At 69.1% G+C, this 16,555-nt stretch carries 19 protein-coding genes; 9 read left to right on the forward strand and 10 right to left on the reverse strand.

The genetic code is table 11. The features are described from left to right. The first annotated feature begins 206 nt into the window (after positions 1-206). Positions 207-1,328 carry a DUF4185 domain-containing protein gene (locus tag ACFY29_RS32815; protein ID WP_386992557.1) on the forward strand — a complete coding sequence of 374 codons (1,122 nt, stop codon included), beginning with the start codon at positions 207-209 and terminating at the stop codon, positions 1,326-1,328. Positions 1,329-1,365: 37 nt separating this feature from the next. Here the strand turns inward: ACFY29_RS32815 and ACFY29_RS32820 are convergent, their stop codons facing one another. Both ACFY29_RS32820 and rpsD read right to left on the reverse strand, forming a co-directional pair. Beyond that, positions 1,366-2,232: an endo alpha-1,4 polygalactosaminidase gene (locus ACFY29_RS32820; RefSeq protein WP_386992326.1), complete on the reverse strand. Its 867-nt coding sequence runs from the start codon at positions 2,230-2,232 to the stop codon at positions 1,366-1,368. A 221-nt stretch (positions 2,233-2,453) separates the two neighbouring features. Beyond that, the gene (gene rpsD / locus ACFY29_RS32825; RefSeq protein ID WP_355602924.1) at positions 2,454-3,062 is read right to left on the reverse strand and encodes a 30S ribosomal protein S4; all 609 of its coding nucleotides are present in this window, start codon (positions 3,060-3,062) and stop codon (positions 2,454-2,456) included. Between the two features lie 71 nt (positions 3,063-3,133). Between rpsD and ACFY29_RS32830 the strand changes: the two genes are divergently transcribed. From ACFY29_RS32830 to ACFY29_RS32840, 3 genes are all read left to right on the forward strand, one after another. Further along, positions 3,134-3,844 (forward strand): DUF2470 domain-containing protein, encoded by a 711-nt coding sequence (locus ACFY29_RS32830; RefSeq protein ID WP_386992559.1) that lies wholly within the window; start codon positions 3,134-3,136, stop codon positions 3,842-3,844. A 151-nt stretch (positions 3,845-3,995) separates the two neighbouring features. Continuing rightward, positions 3,996-5,456, forward strand: coding sequence for an SDR family NAD(P)-dependent oxidoreductase (locus ACFY29_RS32835; protein WP_386992329.1), 1,461 nt, complete (start codon positions 3,996-3,998; stop codon positions 5,454-5,456). 114 nt (positions 5,457-5,570) lie between these two features. Next, the gene (locus tag ACFY29_RS32840; RefSeq protein ID WP_386992331.1) at positions 5,571-6,047 is read left to right on the forward strand and encodes a heme-degrading domain-containing protein; all 477 of its coding nucleotides are present in this window, start codon (positions 5,571-5,573) and stop codon (positions 6,045-6,047) included. A gap of 8 nt (positions 6,048-6,055) precedes the next feature. Here ACFY29_RS32840 and ACFY29_RS32845 read toward each other — a convergent pair whose 3' ends face one another. Continuing rightward, positions 6,056-7,651, reverse strand: coding sequence for an FAD-dependent oxidoreductase (locus ACFY29_RS32845; protein ID WP_386992333.1), 1,596 nt, complete (start codon positions 7,649-7,651; stop codon positions 6,056-6,058). 84 nt (positions 7,652-7,735) lie between these two features. On the opposite strand from ACFY29_RS32845, the gene ACFY29_RS32850 reads away from it, so the two are divergent. Then, entirely contained in the window at positions 7,736-9,064 is a 1,329-nt protein-coding gene (locus tag ACFY29_RS32850; protein WP_386992335.1) for an alpha/beta hydrolase, read from the forward strand. Positions 9,065-9,145: 81 nt separating this feature from the next. Here ACFY29_RS32850 and ACFY29_RS32855 read toward each other — a convergent pair whose 3' ends face one another. After that, complete coding sequence (locus ACFY29_RS32855) at positions 9,146-9,835, reverse strand: TetR/AcrR family transcriptional regulator (protein WP_355603127.1); 690 nt, start codon at positions 9,833-9,835, stop codon at positions 9,146-9,148. Positions 9,836-9,946: 111 nt separating this feature from the next. Between ACFY29_RS32855 and ACFY29_RS32860 the strand changes: the two genes are divergently transcribed. Continuing rightward, a complete protein-coding gene (locus ACFY29_RS32860) occupies positions 9,947-10,657 on the forward strand; it encodes a DUF4386 domain-containing protein (RefSeq protein ID WP_386992337.1) in 711 nt (236 codons plus the stop codon). Between the two features lie 70 nt (positions 10,658-10,727). Here the strand turns inward: ACFY29_RS32860 and ACFY29_RS32865 are convergent, their stop codons facing one another. The 3 genes from ACFY29_RS32865 to ACFY29_RS32875 all read right to left on the reverse strand — a co-directional run bounded on the left by ACFY29_RS32865 (position 10,728) and on the right by ACFY29_RS32875 (position 12,245). Further along, positions 10,728-11,204, reverse strand: coding sequence for an SRPBCC family protein (locus ACFY29_RS32865; RefSeq protein WP_386992339.1), 477 nt, complete (start codon positions 11,202-11,204; stop codon positions 10,728-10,730). A gap of 40 nt (positions 11,205-11,244) precedes the next feature. Continuing rightward, a complete protein-coding gene (locus ACFY29_RS32870) occupies positions 11,245-11,757 on the reverse strand; it encodes a DinB family protein (protein WP_328417740.1) in 513 nt (170 codons plus the stop codon). A gap of 110 nt (positions 11,758-11,867) precedes the next feature. Continuing rightward, entirely contained in the window at positions 11,868-12,245 is a 378-nt protein-coding gene (locus tag ACFY29_RS32875) for a MerR family transcriptional regulator (RefSeq protein WP_386992341.1), read from the reverse strand. A 110-nt stretch (positions 12,246-12,355) separates the two neighbouring features. Between ACFY29_RS32875 and ACFY29_RS32880 the strand changes: the two genes are divergently transcribed. Beyond that, positions 12,356-13,060, forward strand: a complete 705-nt coding sequence (locus ACFY29_RS32880) for an SDR family oxidoreductase (RefSeq protein ID WP_386992343.1) — start codon at positions 12,356-12,358, stop codon at positions 13,058-13,060. Positions 13,061-13,109: 49 nt separating this feature from the next. On the opposite strand, the gene ACFY29_RS32885 is transcribed toward ACFY29_RS32880, so the two are convergent. Continuing rightward, positions 13,110-13,559 carry a hypothetical protein gene (locus ACFY29_RS32885; RefSeq protein ID WP_386992345.1) on the reverse strand — a complete coding sequence of 150 codons (450 nt, stop codon included), beginning with the start codon at positions 13,557-13,559 and terminating at the stop codon, positions 13,110-13,112. Between the two features lie 138 nt (positions 13,560-13,697). Here ACFY29_RS32885 and ACFY29_RS32890 point away from each other — a divergent pair, with 138 nt between their 5' ends. Beyond that, positions 13,698-14,234, forward strand: a complete 537-nt coding sequence (locus ACFY29_RS32890) for a hypothetical protein (RefSeq protein WP_386992346.1) — start codon at positions 13,698-13,700, stop codon at positions 14,232-14,234. 113 nt (positions 14,235-14,347) lie between these two features. Here the strand turns inward: ACFY29_RS32890 and ACFY29_RS32895 are convergent, their stop codons facing one another. Beyond that, complete coding sequence (locus ACFY29_RS32895) at positions 14,348-14,590, reverse strand: hypothetical protein (protein WP_386992348.1); 243 nt, start codon at positions 14,588-14,590, stop codon at positions 14,348-14,350. A gap of 306 nt (positions 14,591-14,896) precedes the next feature. Between ACFY29_RS32895 and ACFY29_RS32900 the strand changes: the two genes are divergently transcribed. Beyond that, positions 14,897-15,706 (forward strand): GNAT family N-acetyltransferase, encoded by an 810-nt coding sequence (locus ACFY29_RS32900; protein ID WP_386992350.1) that lies wholly within the window; start codon positions 14,897-14,899, stop codon positions 15,704-15,706. A gap of 7 nt (positions 15,707-15,713) precedes the next feature. On the opposite strand, the gene ACFY29_RS32905 is transcribed toward ACFY29_RS32900, so the two are convergent. After that, positions 15,714-16,553 (reverse strand): amino acid ABC transporter ATP-binding protein, encoded by an 840-nt coding sequence (locus ACFY29_RS32905; protein WP_386992352.1) that lies wholly within the window; start codon positions 16,551-16,553, stop codon positions 15,714-15,716. Positions 16,554-16,555 lie beyond the last annotated feature (2 nt).

The raw sequence follows: 16,555 nt of genomic DNA on the forward strand, positions 1-16,555 counted from the left end.
TTCCGGCCTGGCCGGGACGCCCGCGGTCAGCCGGCGTCGCCGGTGTCGAATGCTGAGAGTGCCACCAAATCGATGATCGCCGTCAATGTCATCTGAAGATTTCCTTCGCTGTGATGGCGATGAAGGTCAGGCATTGACATCCGCCACTGTCGCAGGTTAACTCGCCGGCAATCGATGTCCTGCCGCCGGGAAGGACGACCATGGGTATGCGTCGCCGCTCGTTCATCGGTCGCGTCGCCGCAGTTGGCGCGGTCGGCGCACTCGGTGGCGCCGGAGCCGTCCTGACGACCGCCGGTCCGGCCCAGGCGGCGGTGTGGAAGAAGCGGTTGACCGGCGCGGACCTCGACACCAACAGCCGGTGGCGGGTCGCCGGCACGGACCTGGGCATTCCCTACGTGCTGGAGAACGGATCGATCGGCTACCTCTTCGGCGACACCTTCGACACACCGTGGCCGGAGGGCCCGCCCCTGCCGAACGACTGGCGATCACCGGTCATGTTGCGCTCCGCCGTCCACCCGGGCGCGCCGGGCGGCGTGGTCTTCGACAGCGCGGCACGGGTCGCCGGCAACGGACGCGCGCCGGAACTGATGCACAACGGCCACCATGGCATCGGCATCGACGGTCTTCCGGAGGTGACCGTCATCCCGAACGACGGCATCGGCTTTCCCGAGACGGGCCGGCAGCTCATCTCCTACATGAGCATCGAGAACTGGAACTCTGCCGGCCCGGCGGGACCGCACTGGAAGTCGCGCTACGCGGGGCTGGCCTACTCCGACAACGGCAACGACTTCATCCGTACGCCGCTCAAGTGGTGGAACAGCTCCGACAACAAGGACCCGTTCCAGATGTGGACCATGCAGCGGGACGGTGACCACGTCTACGTCTTCTCGGTGCGATCAGGGCGCCAGGACGGCCCGATGATGCTGCGTCGCGTCCGGTGGGACCGGCTGTTCTACCCCGAATCGTATGAGGGATGGGGCTGGAACGGCGCGAACTGGGGCTGGGGGCGGCCCTGCACACCCATTCTCACGGGCCGCTTCGGCGAGCCGTCGGTCCGCCGCCTGAGTGATGGCACCTGGGTGATGTCGTACCTGAACTGCCAGACCGGCTGCGTGGTCACCCGGACCGCCTCCGGGCCGGACCGGGCGTGGACGGCGGAGAAGATCCAGGTGACGAGCTGGCAGGAGCCCGCTCTCTACGGCGGGTTCATCCATCCCTGGTCGAGCCGCAACGCCAACGACCTGCACCTGATGGTCTCGAAGTGGACGCGTACGCCGGACGGTCGCAGCACCGCCTACCACGTCAGCCAGTTCGTCGGCTCGGTGTGACCGGGCCGCTGACCATGGCGCTTCAGGCGCGCGATGGTCAGCACCGCTCGTAGTGGTAGCCCTGGCGTCCGAGGGGAGCGACGTCACGGTCGCGCAGGATGACGGAGATCCGGGCTCCACGAGTGGCGCAGGCCCGGAGGTACGCGCCCACCGGGTTGTCGGTGTACTCGATCTCGATCAGATGGTCACCGTACGCGTCGGTGTAGCTCTGGCACTCGTCGTGGTGCTGGCACTCCTCGACCACGGCGAAGTCGAAGCCGATCTGGTCGCGGCCATACGGCGCCAGCTCCGGCGTGTTCTTCTGCGCCACCGCCAGCCCCGCGTCGTGCGCATGTTCGACCAGCAACCGCGCCAGCGCCATGTTGTGGTCGTGGGTCAACCGGTCGCCGGACCGCGTCCAGGAGTCGAGGTTGTCCGGCTCGACCGCCCGGAACCCCTTCGCCGCGCACTCGTCCATCCAGCCTTGAACGACGCCGGCGATGGCGGTCCGGCGCGCCGGCGTCGTGGTGTCCAACAGAATCTCGCCCGGCCATTCTGGATCCTCGACGTACGAGCCGTCCGCCGCCTTCAGCAACAGGTCGCGGTGTTCCGCCTTCCACCACGCCGCAGCCTCCGGCTGGGTTTGGAAGGCGTTGACGTAGCAGATGTTGTAGGCGGCGCCGGAGGGCACACCGGAGTGGTCCCGCTCGACGATGGTCACACCCACGTCCGGCTCGTAGGCGCCGCCGATCTGGTAGTCGAAGCTGCCGTTGGTTGGCGGCAGCACCACGGGCCGGCCGGCACCGCTGGCCGACGCCGGGGCTCCGCTCCCGCTGCCGTCCGGCGCGGGTCCGGTCGAGGTGGTGTCGGCGCAGCCGGTGACCGCGACGACCGTGGCCAGGGCGGTCGCCAACCACCTTCGCATCCCGTCAGCTCTCCCCTGCGGTACCTGAACCGCCCGACCGTCGGTTCCCGCCAACCAGGATGCCGTCCGTCGTCCAGGTCACCGCCGTCGCCCGGGCGATCACCGTCGCCGTCGGGTCCCGGGTCGGTGGACTGGCCCCCCGGTCGCGCCGGGCCGGATACCTGGACCGACGGGCGTACCGGCCCACCGTCGCGGTCCTGGATGCGGACCGGCCCGAGTGGTCAGCGCGAGTAGTACTCGACGACGAGCTGCTCGTCGCAGAGGATCGGAACCTCCGTCCGCAGCGGAACCCGGACCAGGCGTGCGGTCAGACCGGTCAGGTTGACCTCCAGATACGGCGCGGGACGCTCCGGGGCGTGCGCTCCGGCCGCCGCCACGACGAACGGGGCCTTGCCCCGGCTCCGGTCCGCCACCGCGATGACGTCGCCGGGGCTCAGCCGTGCCGACGGCCGGTCCAGCCGACGACCGTTCACTGTGAGGTGCTGGTGGGTGACGACCTGGCGGGCCTGATAGATCGTGCGCGCGAAACCTGCCCGCAGCACCAGCGCGTCGAGCCGGGTCTCCAGGTCGACGATCAACTCCTCACCGGTCTTGCCCGGCCGGCGTACGGCCCGGTCGAACGCGCGCCGTAGCTGGCCCTCGTGCAGGTCGTACTGCGCCTTGAGGCGCTGCTTCTCCAACAGGCGGACCTTGTAGTCACTGGTGGTACGGCGGGCACGGCCGTGCTGACCCGGCGGGAACGGACGGCGTTCGAAGTACCGCACGCACTTCGGAGTCAGGGCGATGCCCAACGCGCGGGAGCGCTTGACCTTGGGGCGGGTCTGATTCATCCTTCACCTCTCAACTAAGGTAAGCCTTACCTTATTAGGAGGTGATCGGGTTGAGCAACCAGCCGACCGACATGACGGACGCGACAGACAGCCCGGCAAGCCGGCTCCGATCGATGCTCGTCGCCGCCCAGTCCCTGGGCCTGCACACACCGGGCTATCGGGCGGACATCGCCGGCCGGCACTCCGTCACCGGCGACGGGCGGGTACGGGTCGAGCTGCCGGCAGGCTGCCGCATGGCGCAGGACATCGCCCACCAGCGGGAGACGGTGGCGATGATCGAGGTGACCGACCTGGCACCCACCCCGGTACGCGACCGGGTCCGGGCACGCGGCACGCTCACCGGCTGGCTGAGCCCGGCCGACACCATCGACTGTGACGCCGAGGACAACCAACTGGTGACCGTTCTCGACCTCGCCACCGCCGAGTTGACCACCAGCGAGGGCACCACCGCGATCGACCCGACCGACTTCACCACTGCCCAGCCCGACCCGCTGGCCGCCACCGAAGCCGAGCTGTTGTGCCACCTCGACCATCACCACCCGCACACGGTCGAACGACTGTGCCGGCTGGTGGATCCCCACCAGTTGCACGGCGTCCGTATGGTCCGCCCGCTGCGGCTGGACCGCCACGGCCTCGTGCTACGACTCGAACTGCTGAACTGCGACCGGGACATCCGGCTGAGGTTTCCCGCCCCGATACGCCATCCGGACCAACTCGGCACCCAGATCGACGCACTGCTCAGGCAGAGCCGACGCTGCCGGCCTCCGCGGGCCCACCGGTGACCAGAGTGCCGGTGCGGACCGATCCTCAGGTGCGGCTGGCCGACAAGGCGGCGCGGGATGCGTCGGAGGCCGCACGGTGCGTACAGTTCCTGGTCGGACGTGAGGTGGGCCGGGCGGAATCCGGTACAGGAACGGGACGAGACAGAGACGTATGACGGCGGACGACATTACCGAAAACGGTCAGCACGCGATTGACCGGAGCCGGCTGGAGACCTGTCTCAGCGTCTTCGAAGCGTTGGAGGCCCTGCCTCCCGATCACCCCGACGTGGTGCGGGTGCAGCGGGCCACCGCGAAGCTCTACAAGGTGATCAAGCAGCGGCGACGCGAGGAGCGGCGCGACGCCATCGCGGCAGCCGACCGCGCCGTGACGGCGGCCACCGCCACCGGTGCCCCCGGCCGGATCGACGACGAGACCCAGGGCATCCCGCTCGCCTCTCCCACCGCGAGTGCCACGGCCGGGCTCCTGCACAATCCGCGTGGCTGCTACGTCTGCAAGCAGCGATACCGCGAGGTGGACGCCTTCTACCACCAGCTCTGCCCTTCCTGCGCCGCGCTCAACCGCGAGCGCCGGGACGCCCGCACCGACCTGACCGGCCGGCGGGCGCTGCTCACCGGCGGCCGGGCGAAGATCGGCATGTACATCGCGCTGCGGCTGCTGCGTGACGGCGCGCACACCACGGTGACCACGCGGTTCCCGCACGACGCGGTCCGCCGGTTCGCCGCGATGCCCGACAGCGCGGACTGGCTGCACCGCCTGCGGATCGTCGGGATCGACCTGCGCGACCCCGCCCAGGTGATCGCCCTCGCCGATTCGGTCAGCAGCCAGGGTCCACTCGACATCCTGATCAACAATGCGGCGCAGACCGTCCGCCGCTCGCCCGGGGCGTACGCGCAGCTCGTCGCCGCGGAGGCCGCGGCCCTGCCGGACGGCCCGCTGCCGGAGCTGATCACGTTCGCCAAGCCGGGCGGCCAGGGCGCGCCGGTGGGCAGCCTGACCGCCGGGCCGCAGTCGACCGCGCTCACCCCGCACGCGCTCACCGCACTGGCGTTGACCAGCGGCTCCGCCTCGCCGGAGCGGATCGCGGCGTCCACGGCCATCGACGCCGGCGGTCTCGTGCCGGACCTCGACTCGGTCAACAGCTGGGTGCAGCGGGTGCACGAGGTGGACCCGGTCGAGCTGCTCGAAGTGCAGCTGTGCAACGTCACGGCGCCGTTCATGCTGGTCAGCCGGCTACGACCGGCGATGGCCGCAGCGAAGGCCCGCCGCAAGTACGTGGTGAACGTGTCGGCGATGGAGGGGCAGTTCGGCCGCGGGTACAAGGGGCCGGGGCATCCGCACACCAACATGGCCAAGGCCGCGCTGAACATGCTGACCCGGACCAGCGCCCAGGAGATGCTGACCGACGGCATCCTGATGACCAGCGTCGACACCGGCTGGATCACCGATGAGCGACCCCACCCGACGAAGATGCGACTGGCGGACGAGGGCTTCCATGCCCCGCTGGACCTGGTCGACGGAGCCGCCCGGGTGTACGACCCGATCGTCCGTGGCGAGCAGGGCGAAGACCTCTACGGCTGCTTCCTGAAGGACTACGCGCCCTGCGCCTGGTGATCGGCGCTTCCACCCGCCACGGCGCGTCCAGCGGGTTTGCGACAATCACCAGGTACGCACACGCGGCCCTACCCACACCCGGGGCGGCCGCCACTCGATGAGGAGAAGGTACGCATGCCATCTGACCGTGACGCCTGGCCGACGTTGGACGAGCTGCAGCGTGAGGAGATCGAGCTGGAGCTGCCGGGCCTGTCGGAGACCGACGCGTACGAGTTGGGCATGCTGGCCGTCGCCGCCGCGAGCGAGCAGCGGCTCCCGGTCGCGGTGGGTGTGTGGCGGGCCGGGCGTCAGCTCTTCCACTGCGGTCTGCCTGGTTCGACCGTGGACAACGACGCGTGGCTGCGCCGCAAGGGACGCGTGGTGATGCGGTTCGAGCACTCGTCGCTGTACATGGCCCGGCTGTGCCAGGACAAGCAGACGACGCTGACGGAGAAGTACGGCCTGCCGGCCTCCCGGTACGCGGCCGCCGGAGGTGCGGTGCCGCTGCGCGTTCGCGGCACCGGCGTGGTGGGCTGGGTGGGTGTCTCCGGTCTTCCGCAACTGGACGACCACCGCTTCGTCGTCGACATCCTTCGCAAGCTCCCGCGATAACGCTCCGATCAGCGCGCTCGCCGGTTGGCGCGCAGGGCGCCCAGAATCACGCCGGGTGACGCCAGCGAACGCGGATGTTCCCGCAACGAGACGACCTCGTTGAACCGCCGCGCGATCGTCACGTCGGTGACCGTCGCCGCGATGATCTGCCTGCTGGCCCAACTGGAGACCCGGTAGCCACGTGGGTAGGGCCCGTCGACGTGGGGCAGCGCCAGGTCGGCGGAGGTCGACAACGACCAGGCCGCGTCGACCACGATCTTCTGCAGGGCGAGGTACTGGCGCGCGGGCACGCTCAGGTCCGGGTTCGTCCTCAGGTATTTCGACAAACAGGCCGCGTGCAGGGCCGCCGCCGTCATCCCCTGCCCGTACACCGGGTTGAACGACGCGACGGCGTCGCCAACGCTGACGAGCCGGGCCGGGAACCGCTTCACCGCATGAAAGTCCCGTCGCCGGCTGTCGGCATGGCGGTAGGTCTGGACGTCGCCGAGCATCTCGTTTGCGGCGACCTCGCCGAACTCCGGCGGGAACTGGTCCCGCAGCCGGCGCACGAAGTCCTCCGCGATACGCCCCGGGCGGCTGTCCCCGTACCCGACCATCATGGCCATCCACCGGTCACCCTCGATGGCGAAGAATGCCGCGCCGGCGACATCCGACGACATCTCCGGGCTGTGCACTGCCAGGACGACCGCCGCATCGGGGTTCGCCTCGTGGCGACGAAACAGGGCGGTCGCGTAGTTCAGGTGCACGGTCATCCGCCGCGTGACGGGCCGCTCCCAGCCGGCCTGCCCCAGCCACTCGGAGAGCCTGCTCGAACGCCCCATGGCATCCACCACAAGATCACCGCCCTCGACGCCGGACACCCCATCGACGTCGTAGCGGACCCCGGTGACCTCGGCACCGTCGAACACCAGACCCGTGGCGCGGGCGGTGACCACCTTGACGTTGGGCAGTCGAAGCACCTGCTCACGGATCAGCCTCTCCAGGAGAGGCCGGCTGCCCACCAGGCTGTCGGCGTCGTTGGGAACGACAACCTTCAGGCGGCCGTCGAGGTAGTTTCGCCGGGCCGCGGGTGGAGCCTCGATCGCCCCCTGGGCCAGTGCCTGTTCGCGGAATCCCGGAAACAGCTGCTCGAACTGGAGGAAGCCGCCGGGCAGCAACGCGTGCAGTTGCGTCCCCTGTGGCACGCCGGGCCGCTCGCCGGCCGTCTGTAGGTCGTCGCGGTCGATGATGACCACGCTCTCCGCGTAGTCGGACAACACCCGCGCTGCCAGCATGCCGGCGATACTGCCGCCGACCACGACGGCCTTGTCCAGGATCGGGAGCGCCTGGTCGGGGGGTCGCACGGCGTTCAACGCGGCGAAGACCCGAGCCGGGGAGAGGGACATCGTGCTCTCCAAGGGGTACGAGGTGAGGCGCCCTCTCCCGTGCCTGCCGCGACTGGTGCGCGGGGAGACCGGTGGACGGCCGTTCGGCATGACGCCCGACGATCGTTGCACAGACGCCCATCGCTGGCCCGCCCGGCCGGGCGGCGATGGTAATCCCATCGCACACCCGGCTACGGCGGCTGCACGCGACCCTGTCGGGCGATTGTCGGAGGACTGCACGCGCGGTATGGACCACCGGCCACCACCCTGACACGATACTTGCGCTCCTAGTGCATAAACTTTGTCGACCGAGGTGGAGGATCGATGCACACGTCTCGCCGGAGATTGCTCTCCCTGATGACCGGGCTTGCGCTCGCCGCCGGAATGTCCGTCGCTGGCGTTCCGCACGCCGCCGGGGCTGCCGCCACTTCGTCGTACCGTCCAGTGGTCTTCGTGCACGGCAACGCCGGTGCGGCGTCACAGTTCCAGTCCCAGGCCAAGCGCCTGGCCAGCAACGGCTACCCGCTAGACATCATCGAGGCGCACGAGTACGACTCGCCGAACATCGCCACGATCCTGCCCCAGGTGTACGCGGGGATGGACGCGCGGATCTCCCGGCTGCTGGCGGCGACCGGCGCGGACAAGGTGGACCTGCTCGCGCACTCCCTGGGCACCTTCGTCATGCAGGGCTACCTCAACAGCTCACCGGTGCGTGCCGCCCGCGTCGCGCACTACGTCAACCTGGACGGACGAACCGCGGCGTCACCACCGGGAGGCGTACCCACGCTCGCGATCTGGGGCGAGGGCGACCCGGCGCGGGCCGTCGTGGGCGCGACCAACGTGTACTTCCCGAACCAGTCCCACACGCAGACCGTGTCGTCGCCGGAGTCATTCAGCGAGGTCTTCCGGTTCTTCCAGGGTCGCGCTCCCAGGACAACGCGGATCGTGCCCCAACTGTTCGGCACCGCGCAGGTCTCCGGCCGCGCGGCGCTCTTCCCGAGCAACGTCGGCGTCACCGACGCGACGCTTGAGGTCTACCCGGTCAGCTCCCTCACGGGCGGTCGGCTGTCGAACCGGCCCGCGCATCGGGTGCCCCTGAGCGGCGACGGCTCGTTCGGACCGTTCCCGGTGCTCGCCACAGCCCGGTACGAGTTCGCGATCGTGCGCGCTGGCGCGGCGACGCACCACTTCTACTTCCAGCCGTTCCTGCGGTCCGACTCGTTCGTACGCCTGGCGACCAGCCGGCCGGGCGAGGGGCTCGGCGCGCTGGTCGACACCAGCGACCGGCACACGGCGCTGATCATCCAGCGGCAGAAGGAGTGGTGGGGCGACCAGGGTGACGCTGGCGACAACCTATGGATCAACGGTCGGGATGTCCTGAACCCGGCGAACACGCCGCGCGTCAAGCGGACGATCGGCATCTTCGCGTTCGACGACGGCAGCGACGGTGTCACCGACCTGACCGCGCCGCTGCCGGAGTTCTTCAGCCAGACCTTCATCACCGGCATGGACCTGTTCATCCCGGCCACGCCGGCACACCTCGGCATCGTGCGGATCACGGTCGGTCAACGCGGCGGCGGGTTCGACGCGGTCAACGTGCCCAACTGGAAGTCCAGCGAGCATCGCGTGACGGTGAACGTCGACGACTTCTGATCGGCGACACCGATCGGCCGGGCGGAGCGGCGAGTTCGCCTCCACGAGCGCGGGCTCGCCGCGGCCGACAGTGTTCGGCCCTCAGCCGCGGAGGCGTTCCAGCCCGTCCAGGAGCAGGTCGAGCGTGAACTCGAACTCGGTCTGACTGTCGCACCAACCGAGCATGGGGTCGGTGACGTCGTGGATCTCGGATGCCACCATGGCCGTCAGGTGCGGTAGCGCCTCGGCCATGGCGGCCAGGTCCGCCTCCGCGACGTCGGCCTCCAGGCTCCCGCCCGCCGACGCCGGGCTGAAGATCTCCTGCGCGAACCCGAGAGGCAGACTGCCGAACGCGTGCAACGCCCGGTGCGCGAGGAGGTGCGAGAACCCGGCATCGACCAGGGTGCCCACGATCCCGTCGTAGTACGCGTACAGGCCGACGGGGATGGTCCGACGTGAGCCCAACAGTCCGGGCATCCACGGGTGACGAAGCATGATCTGACGCGCCGCGAGGAACTGCCGGCGCAGCCGCCCTCGCCAGCCTCCATCGCCATCGTTCGTGGAGATACGACCAACAGCGGCAACGATCTCAGCGACCACGGTCTCCACGACGCCGTCGAGGAGGGCCTCCTTGGCGGGCAGGTGATGGTAGAGCGACATGGCCTCGACGCCGAGATCGGCAGCGAGGCGGCGCATCGTCAGCGCCTGAATCCCCTCAGCGTCCGCCAGTGCGACCGCCGCTGCCAGCACGCGCTCACGACTGAGCGGTTGTCGAATTGCCTTCGCTGCCACCTGTCCCCCACCTCTTGCCAGCACCTTACATCGTATGGTTGCCTTACACCGTAAGGTCGGTGGCCGGAGCGCGACCACCTCCACGAGCCGATACGGCCCCAAGGAGCCCCAATGCCCGCGCTGATCCGTACCGCCCGCGTGACCGGGCTGCTCTACCTCGCCCTCGCCATCAGCGGCGCACTCGGCTTTCTGCTCATCCGGTCGCGACTCTTCAATGCCGACGACCCCAACGCGACGCTCGCCAATCTGGTTCAGCACGAAACACTCGCGCGCGTCGGCGTCGCCTTCGAACTGCTCATCGTCGTCACCCAGGCCCTCGCCGCCGCATGGTTCTACCGGCTGTTCCGCACCGCAGACCCACGTGCCGCCGGCGCCATCGCCGCGTTCGGCCTCATCAACGCGGTCGTGGTCCTCGTCAGCGCAGCACTGCTCGCCACGGCGGTCGACATCGCGCTCGACCCCGTGGGGGACGCGGCGGCCACCGTCCAGGTCCTCTACCTGACCAGCGGCAACCTGTGGGGCGTCGGAGGGCTGTTCTTCGGCCTGTGGCTCATCCCCATGGGACGCTGCGTGCTCCGCTCGAACTGGATGCCCCGCCCGCTCGGCTGGATCCTCGTCGGCGGCGGCATCGGATACCTGCTCAGCGCATTCATCGGATACCTCGCCCCTGACGCACAGGGCGTCGCTGACGCTCTGGTCGTTCCCGCGACCATCGGCGAATTCTGGATGGTCGGCTACCTGCTGACGCGCGGCGTCCACCGCCGCGCGCTCGACCAGGCACCAGCCGACCGGCAACCGGAGGCCGCGCCCCTGACCGCCTGAGTCCCGATGGCCCGAACATGGCCGAGCGCGCTCGCACCACGAGAGAGGGGGCCCTGCCGGTACGGGAGCGTCACACCGCGGCGGGGGGTGACAACGCCATCTTCTGCCAGTTCCGGAACACGAAGCGGTGTACCGACTTCAACCCGACCCAGAGCGCCGGCTCCACCGCGACGCGGCCGAACCCGCGGACCGTCACCGTCGTCGTCCGGGTGACCCGCGTGCCGGCACCGGCAGGCTCCAGCTCGAACAGATCCCCGAGATGGTCGACGAAACGGTGGAAGTAGAGGTCCGTCGACTCCATGTGGAACGCCAACCGGCTCGGTGGCTCCCAGAGGGTGATCCGCTGCCGCACCACGCCCTGCTCCGAGACGCACTGTCGGGCCGCGCCCACCTCACCGGGACCATCGGGCAGCCGGCACGTCGTCGGCCGGGGCGTACCCAGGTAGAACACCGGGCACCGGGGTTGCAGCTCAAGGCGCGAGTCGCAGAGCGCGGGCCACAACACCTCCGGTGAGTGGGGCATCGTCCAGCGCGTACGCACCATCATGTCGACAACCGTAAGCCCGGCGTCGCCGCCACCCAATCGGTCAGAAGTAGCCCTTCTCGCCGTCGAGCAGCTCTCGGATCGTGTCGGCGTGACCTGCGTGCCGTGCGGTCTCCTCGATCATGTGGATCAGCATCCAGCGCAGGCTGGCGGCCGCGGACCGGAAGTCCGGGTGCCGGCCGACGTCGTCCAGGGAGTGGGCGGCGACGATGTCGTTGGACACCGCGCACTGCCGGTCGTACTCCTCTAGCAGTTGGGCGAGCGGAACGCCGTCGACCCTCATGTCGGCGTCCTCCGGCTCGTCCACGAATTGCGGCCCCTCAGCCGGGCGGCCCAGAAAGAGGACTTCGAACCAGCAATGTTCGGTCCACCGCAGGTGGGAGACGAGACCCGCCATCGTCATCAGGGGCGAGGCCGGTAGGACCGCGCGATGGGCGTCCGTCTCCGACAGTCCTTCGCACTTCCAGCGAATGATCGCGCGCTGCATCTCCAGCCAACCGACCAGCTGGCTTCGCTCGTCGGCGGTGAAGGGTGGGCGTAGGCGGGTAGTAGGCACGGGGGCACGCTACTCATGGCCGCGTCGGTGGGCACGCGATTTCCCCGCCGGCCGAGGGGTACGGATCGCCGCATCGAGGACGCGGGACGGCACGGGCTTCGCCTCGCGTGCTACGCAGGTGCGGTTTCCATCCTGGTGCAACCGCTGGCCGGGCTCTGGCTGAGAACAATGACCGCGTCGAGCCGGTCCCTGGCCTGCAGGAGTTGGTTGATCTGCTGGTCGATGCGCTCGCGCTCGGCGTTCAGCATGGCGCGGGACTCCGGGGTGTTGACCTTCGCGTCGACGCAGGGCAGGAGGTCCAGGATGGTCCTGCTGGACAGCCCGGATGCGTACAGCATCTGGATCAGGTGAACCCGCTCGATCGCGCTGTCGTCGTAGTGGCGCTGGCCTCCGCTGCTGCGTTCCGGGATCAGGAGTGCCTGCTCCTCGTAGTAGCGCAGGGCCCGTACTGACACGCCGGTCCTGGTGGCGAGTTCGCCAATTCGCACGGCCCCTCCCGCTGGTAGTGACGCCGGCCACACGGCTTGCATCTCACGTCTACGTCAGGTTTTAGCGTAGCCCGTGTACCGAACTACCTCGAATCCACCTGGAGGCAATCATGCAGATCGCTGGTTCGATCGCGCTGGTGACCGGCGCCAACCGTGGCATCGGTCGGCACTTCACCCGACAACTCCTGGAGCGCGGCGCGACGAAGGTGTACGCCACGGCCCGCCACCCGGAACGGATCGACGTTCCCGGCGTCGAGAAGCTCCGACTGGACATCACCGACCCGCGGTCGGCCGAGGACGCGGCGGCGGCCGCCTCCGATGTGACCCTGCTGATCAACAACGCCGGGATCTCCACCTGGACCAACCTCGTCACCGGCGACCTGAGCAAGATCCGGTCGGAGATGGACACCCACTTCTACGGCACCCTCAGCATGGTGCGGGCGTTCGCGCCGGTGCTCGCCGGCAACGGCGGCGGCGGGATCCTCAACGTCCTCTCCGCGTTGTCGTGGTTCTCCTATGACGGGACCAACGCCTACGGCGCGGCGAAGGCCGCCGAATGGAGCCTGACCAACGGAATCCGGATCGAACTGGCCGGCCAGGGCACCCTCGTCACCGGACTGCACCTGGGCAGCGCCGACACCGACATGTCGGCCGGCTATGACGGCGACAAGGTCGACCCTGCCGCGGTCGTCCGCGCCGCCCTCGACGGCGTCGAGGCCGGCAAACTCGAAGTCGTCGCCGACGAGTGGAGCGCCAACGTCAAGGCGTCTCTCGCTGCGGACCCCAGCGCCTTCTACACCGTCACCGCCAACTGACGGCACGGCTCACCGCGGTTCAGCGCGCCGCACATCGGGTGGTGGCCATTCATTGGCAGACGCGCCACTCACCGCGTTCCTTGGCCAGTGGAACGGTTTGCGTGAACCGCCCGCCCGTCTCCTGAACCATCTGAACGGTGACGGCCCCGCTGACCCGGCCGTTGTAGTTGGAGACCGACGCACCGGTGATCTTGTAGCTTGTGATCTTCAGTTGCGCGGACTGGATCCGGGTGTACTCCTCCTGCGGCATGCCGTCGCGCACCTTCTCACACAGCCGGCCGTAGGCACCCGGGTAGTTGCCGGCCTGCACGTCGTCCAGGTACGCGGCAGTGGCCTCGCGAGCCGGCCCGACCGCGTTGTTGACGGTGCGGAAGAGCCAGAAGCCGCCACAGACACCACCGAGACAACACACCACCAGCACCGCGGCAACGACAAGCAGAACGGTACGGGTCGTCCGGTTGGGTTTCCGGTCGGGCACAAGCATCGGCTCGTACGTCATGGCCCGGATGGTAGGGACGGCAGGCAAGCCACCGCGTCGTCCCTACCCGGGGGCAGGTGGCCGCTCGGTGCCGACACTGTCTGCCGATCGTGACCGCCAAGGCATCGGAGCGTGATGCCACCTGGGCATGCTGCAACCATGCGTAGACAGGCGGGTACATGGATTCTGATTACGCTTCTCGGACTCCTGGCGGCCTGCAGTCCGCCCGACGAGCCGGTTGTCGCTTTGGCTGTCCACGATGGCGAGCCGATCGGCGTTCTCGTCACCTGCGACGGTGCTTTCTCTCAGCTCGGCGTGTTCGAGAACGACAACAGGAACGACGCGAGTGCACGACCGTTGATCACGTGGGGCGTAAGCGGCACACCGATGAGCGAGGTTGTGGAGGTTCCCCTGTTCGGCCAGCCGCCGGATGGTTTTGAGGTCGACGAGATCCGCGACATCCCTGCGGAGGAGGCAGGCATGGCCGTCGATGTCGAACCGCTCACCAAACTCGAGCCCGAGGTGAGATACAGCCTCAGCGGGTCAAGTCGCCATGACGGCATATCGGTAGACTTCACTGTCGCGGACTTCGCCCGGATCGGCCGGGACGAGGTGCTGGCACCGAGGGGCCGCGAGACGATGAAGATCATGTCGCGGGAGGCCTTTGTACGCAAGGCCCGAAGCATCTGCAACTGATCCATGCTGCACTGTGGTGACACAGCTGCGCGAGCAGACAACTGGATCCTCCCCCGCCGCCGGGCCGGACGTCCCATGACGTCCGGCCCGGTGCCGTCAGGGCGTTCGATCAACTAGAGCCGGGCGTCGCCGGCCGCGGTGGCCTCCTGCACCGCCACGGTACGGCGGGTCTCCGCCCGCTGATCGCCGGCGTCCTCCCGGTCCGGGACGGCCGCGGCTCGGGCCGACCGGTTGGTGGTCGCAGCCGCCTGGTCACCGGCGACGCCGCCGCGGATACGGTTGTTCGCGGCCACCTGGGTGGCGATCAGGGATCTGCGGGACAGGTGGCGGTGGGAGCCGACGGAATTGTCGTCCATGGGTCTCCGTTCACCGGGCGAAGCCGTGACGAGGGCACGGTGCAGCGACCGCCGAGCATGAAGGGCGGCAGCACGACTGCGTGGACCTCGTCGCGGACTTTGCTCGGAAGACTCAGAAGTTTCGATGGATAACAGCAACTTATGTAATCCATCGACGAAAGTACAGGCCTGATTGCAAGAAGGTTACCTTGACATCACGACGACGCTCGATTGACCATGAATGTCCCGCACGCCAATCCGCCACGCTCAGTGACCCCAGCGGCAGCCAAGGGCTCGGGTTCGGGCCGGTGTCGAGGAGACGGTCGCATGTCGACAGTTGTCGCCGTTGACCCCCCTGGCCTCGTCCGAGGCTTGCAGGAACGGGCGGCCCGGGCCTTTCCCGCGATGGTCCTCGACCACCTCGACGGCTGGTGGTTGCGGTACGGAGACAGCGGAGCGTGGTGGGCCAGTTCGGTGCTGCCGCACAGCGACGCCGTGCCGGCGGACCTGTCGGGCACGATCCGATCCGTTGAGGAGTTCTACGCCGGCCACGGGACGTCCACCCGATTCCAGATCAGCCCGGGGGCCTGCCCGGTCGGCCTCGACGACGCGCTGGCCGAGCGCGGTTACCGCGCCGACAGCACGATGTCGCTGCAGTCGGCCCCGGCCGCGCAGGTCATCGACCGACTACCCGGGGATGGGCTGCGAGTCCGCCTGGACGATCAACCGACCGACGCGTGGTTCGACGCCTGGCTGGCGGTGCACTCCAGCGGGGGCGACCCCGGCCGTGAGTGGGACATGCTTCGCCGGGTACGCCAGCGCAGCGCGTACGCCTCGGTGCTGACCGAGGCCGGTGTCGTCGCGGCCGGCCGTGCGGTCATCGAAACCGGCTGGGCGGGCGTGTTCGGGATGGCCACGCTCCCGGTCGCCCGCGGCAGAGGCGCTGCCAGGACCATCCTCGCCGCCCTCGCCCGCTGGGCCGCCGACCACGGCACCGAGCACCTTTACCTCCAGGTCCAACCCGACAACACCGCCGCGCGGCGGCTGTACGACGGGGCCGGTTTCACCGAGCTGTGCCGGTACCACTACCGCACCGGCGGCCAGCGTCGGGGCAGCCCGGCGGACAGACGTACGTGAGCGTTTGTCAGAGGTTGTGGCGGTCGTCCGCCGGCAGGCGAGGCGGCTCCGGCGGCTCGGGAGCCTGGTCGGGCTGACCGAGCTGCGCGACATGGGTCGGGTCGAGGACCCGGGAGAGGAACGAGCGGGTCCGCTCGTGCCGCGGCGCGCCGAGTACCTCCTGCGGCGGCCCCTGCTCGACCACCACACCGCCGTCCATGAACACGACCCGGTCGGCAACGTCCCGGGCGAACGCCATCTCGTGGGTGACCACCATCATCGTCATGCCGTCCTCGGCCAGCTTGCGCATGACGGTGAGCACGTCGCCAACCAGCTCCGGATCGAGCGCGGAGGTCGGCTCGTCGAAGAGCATCAGCTTGGGCTCCATCGACAGCGACCGGGCGATCGCCGCCCGCTGCTGCTGCCCCCCGGACAACTGTGCGGGGAACACGTCGGCCTTGTCGGTCAGACCGACGCGCTCCAGGTTGTCCCGCGCGATCCGCTCGGCCTCAGCGCGGCCACGGCGCAGCACCCGGCGCTGGGCGATGGTGAGGTTGTTCAGCACGGTCAGATGCGGGAACAGGTTGAACGACTGGAAGACCATGCCGATGCCGCGGCGCACCGCGTCGATCTCGACATCCGGGTCGGTCATCTCGACCCCGTTAACCCAGATCTTGCCGGCGGTCGGCTCCTCCAGCAGGTCGACGCACCGCAGCAGCGTCGACTTGCCAGACCCGGACGGCCCGATGACACAGACCACCTCGCCCTGACCGACCTCGAAGTCGATGCCCTTGAGCACTTCGAGCGGCCCGAAGGACTTGTGCAGGTCGCGGATCTCGACGGCGGGGCGGGGCTGTGTGGTCGTCATGC

It is taken from the genome of Micromonospora sp. NPDC000668 (assembly GCF_042897975.1).
GTDB lineage: Bacteria > Actinomycetota > Actinomycetes > Mycobacteriales > Micromonosporaceae > Micromonospora.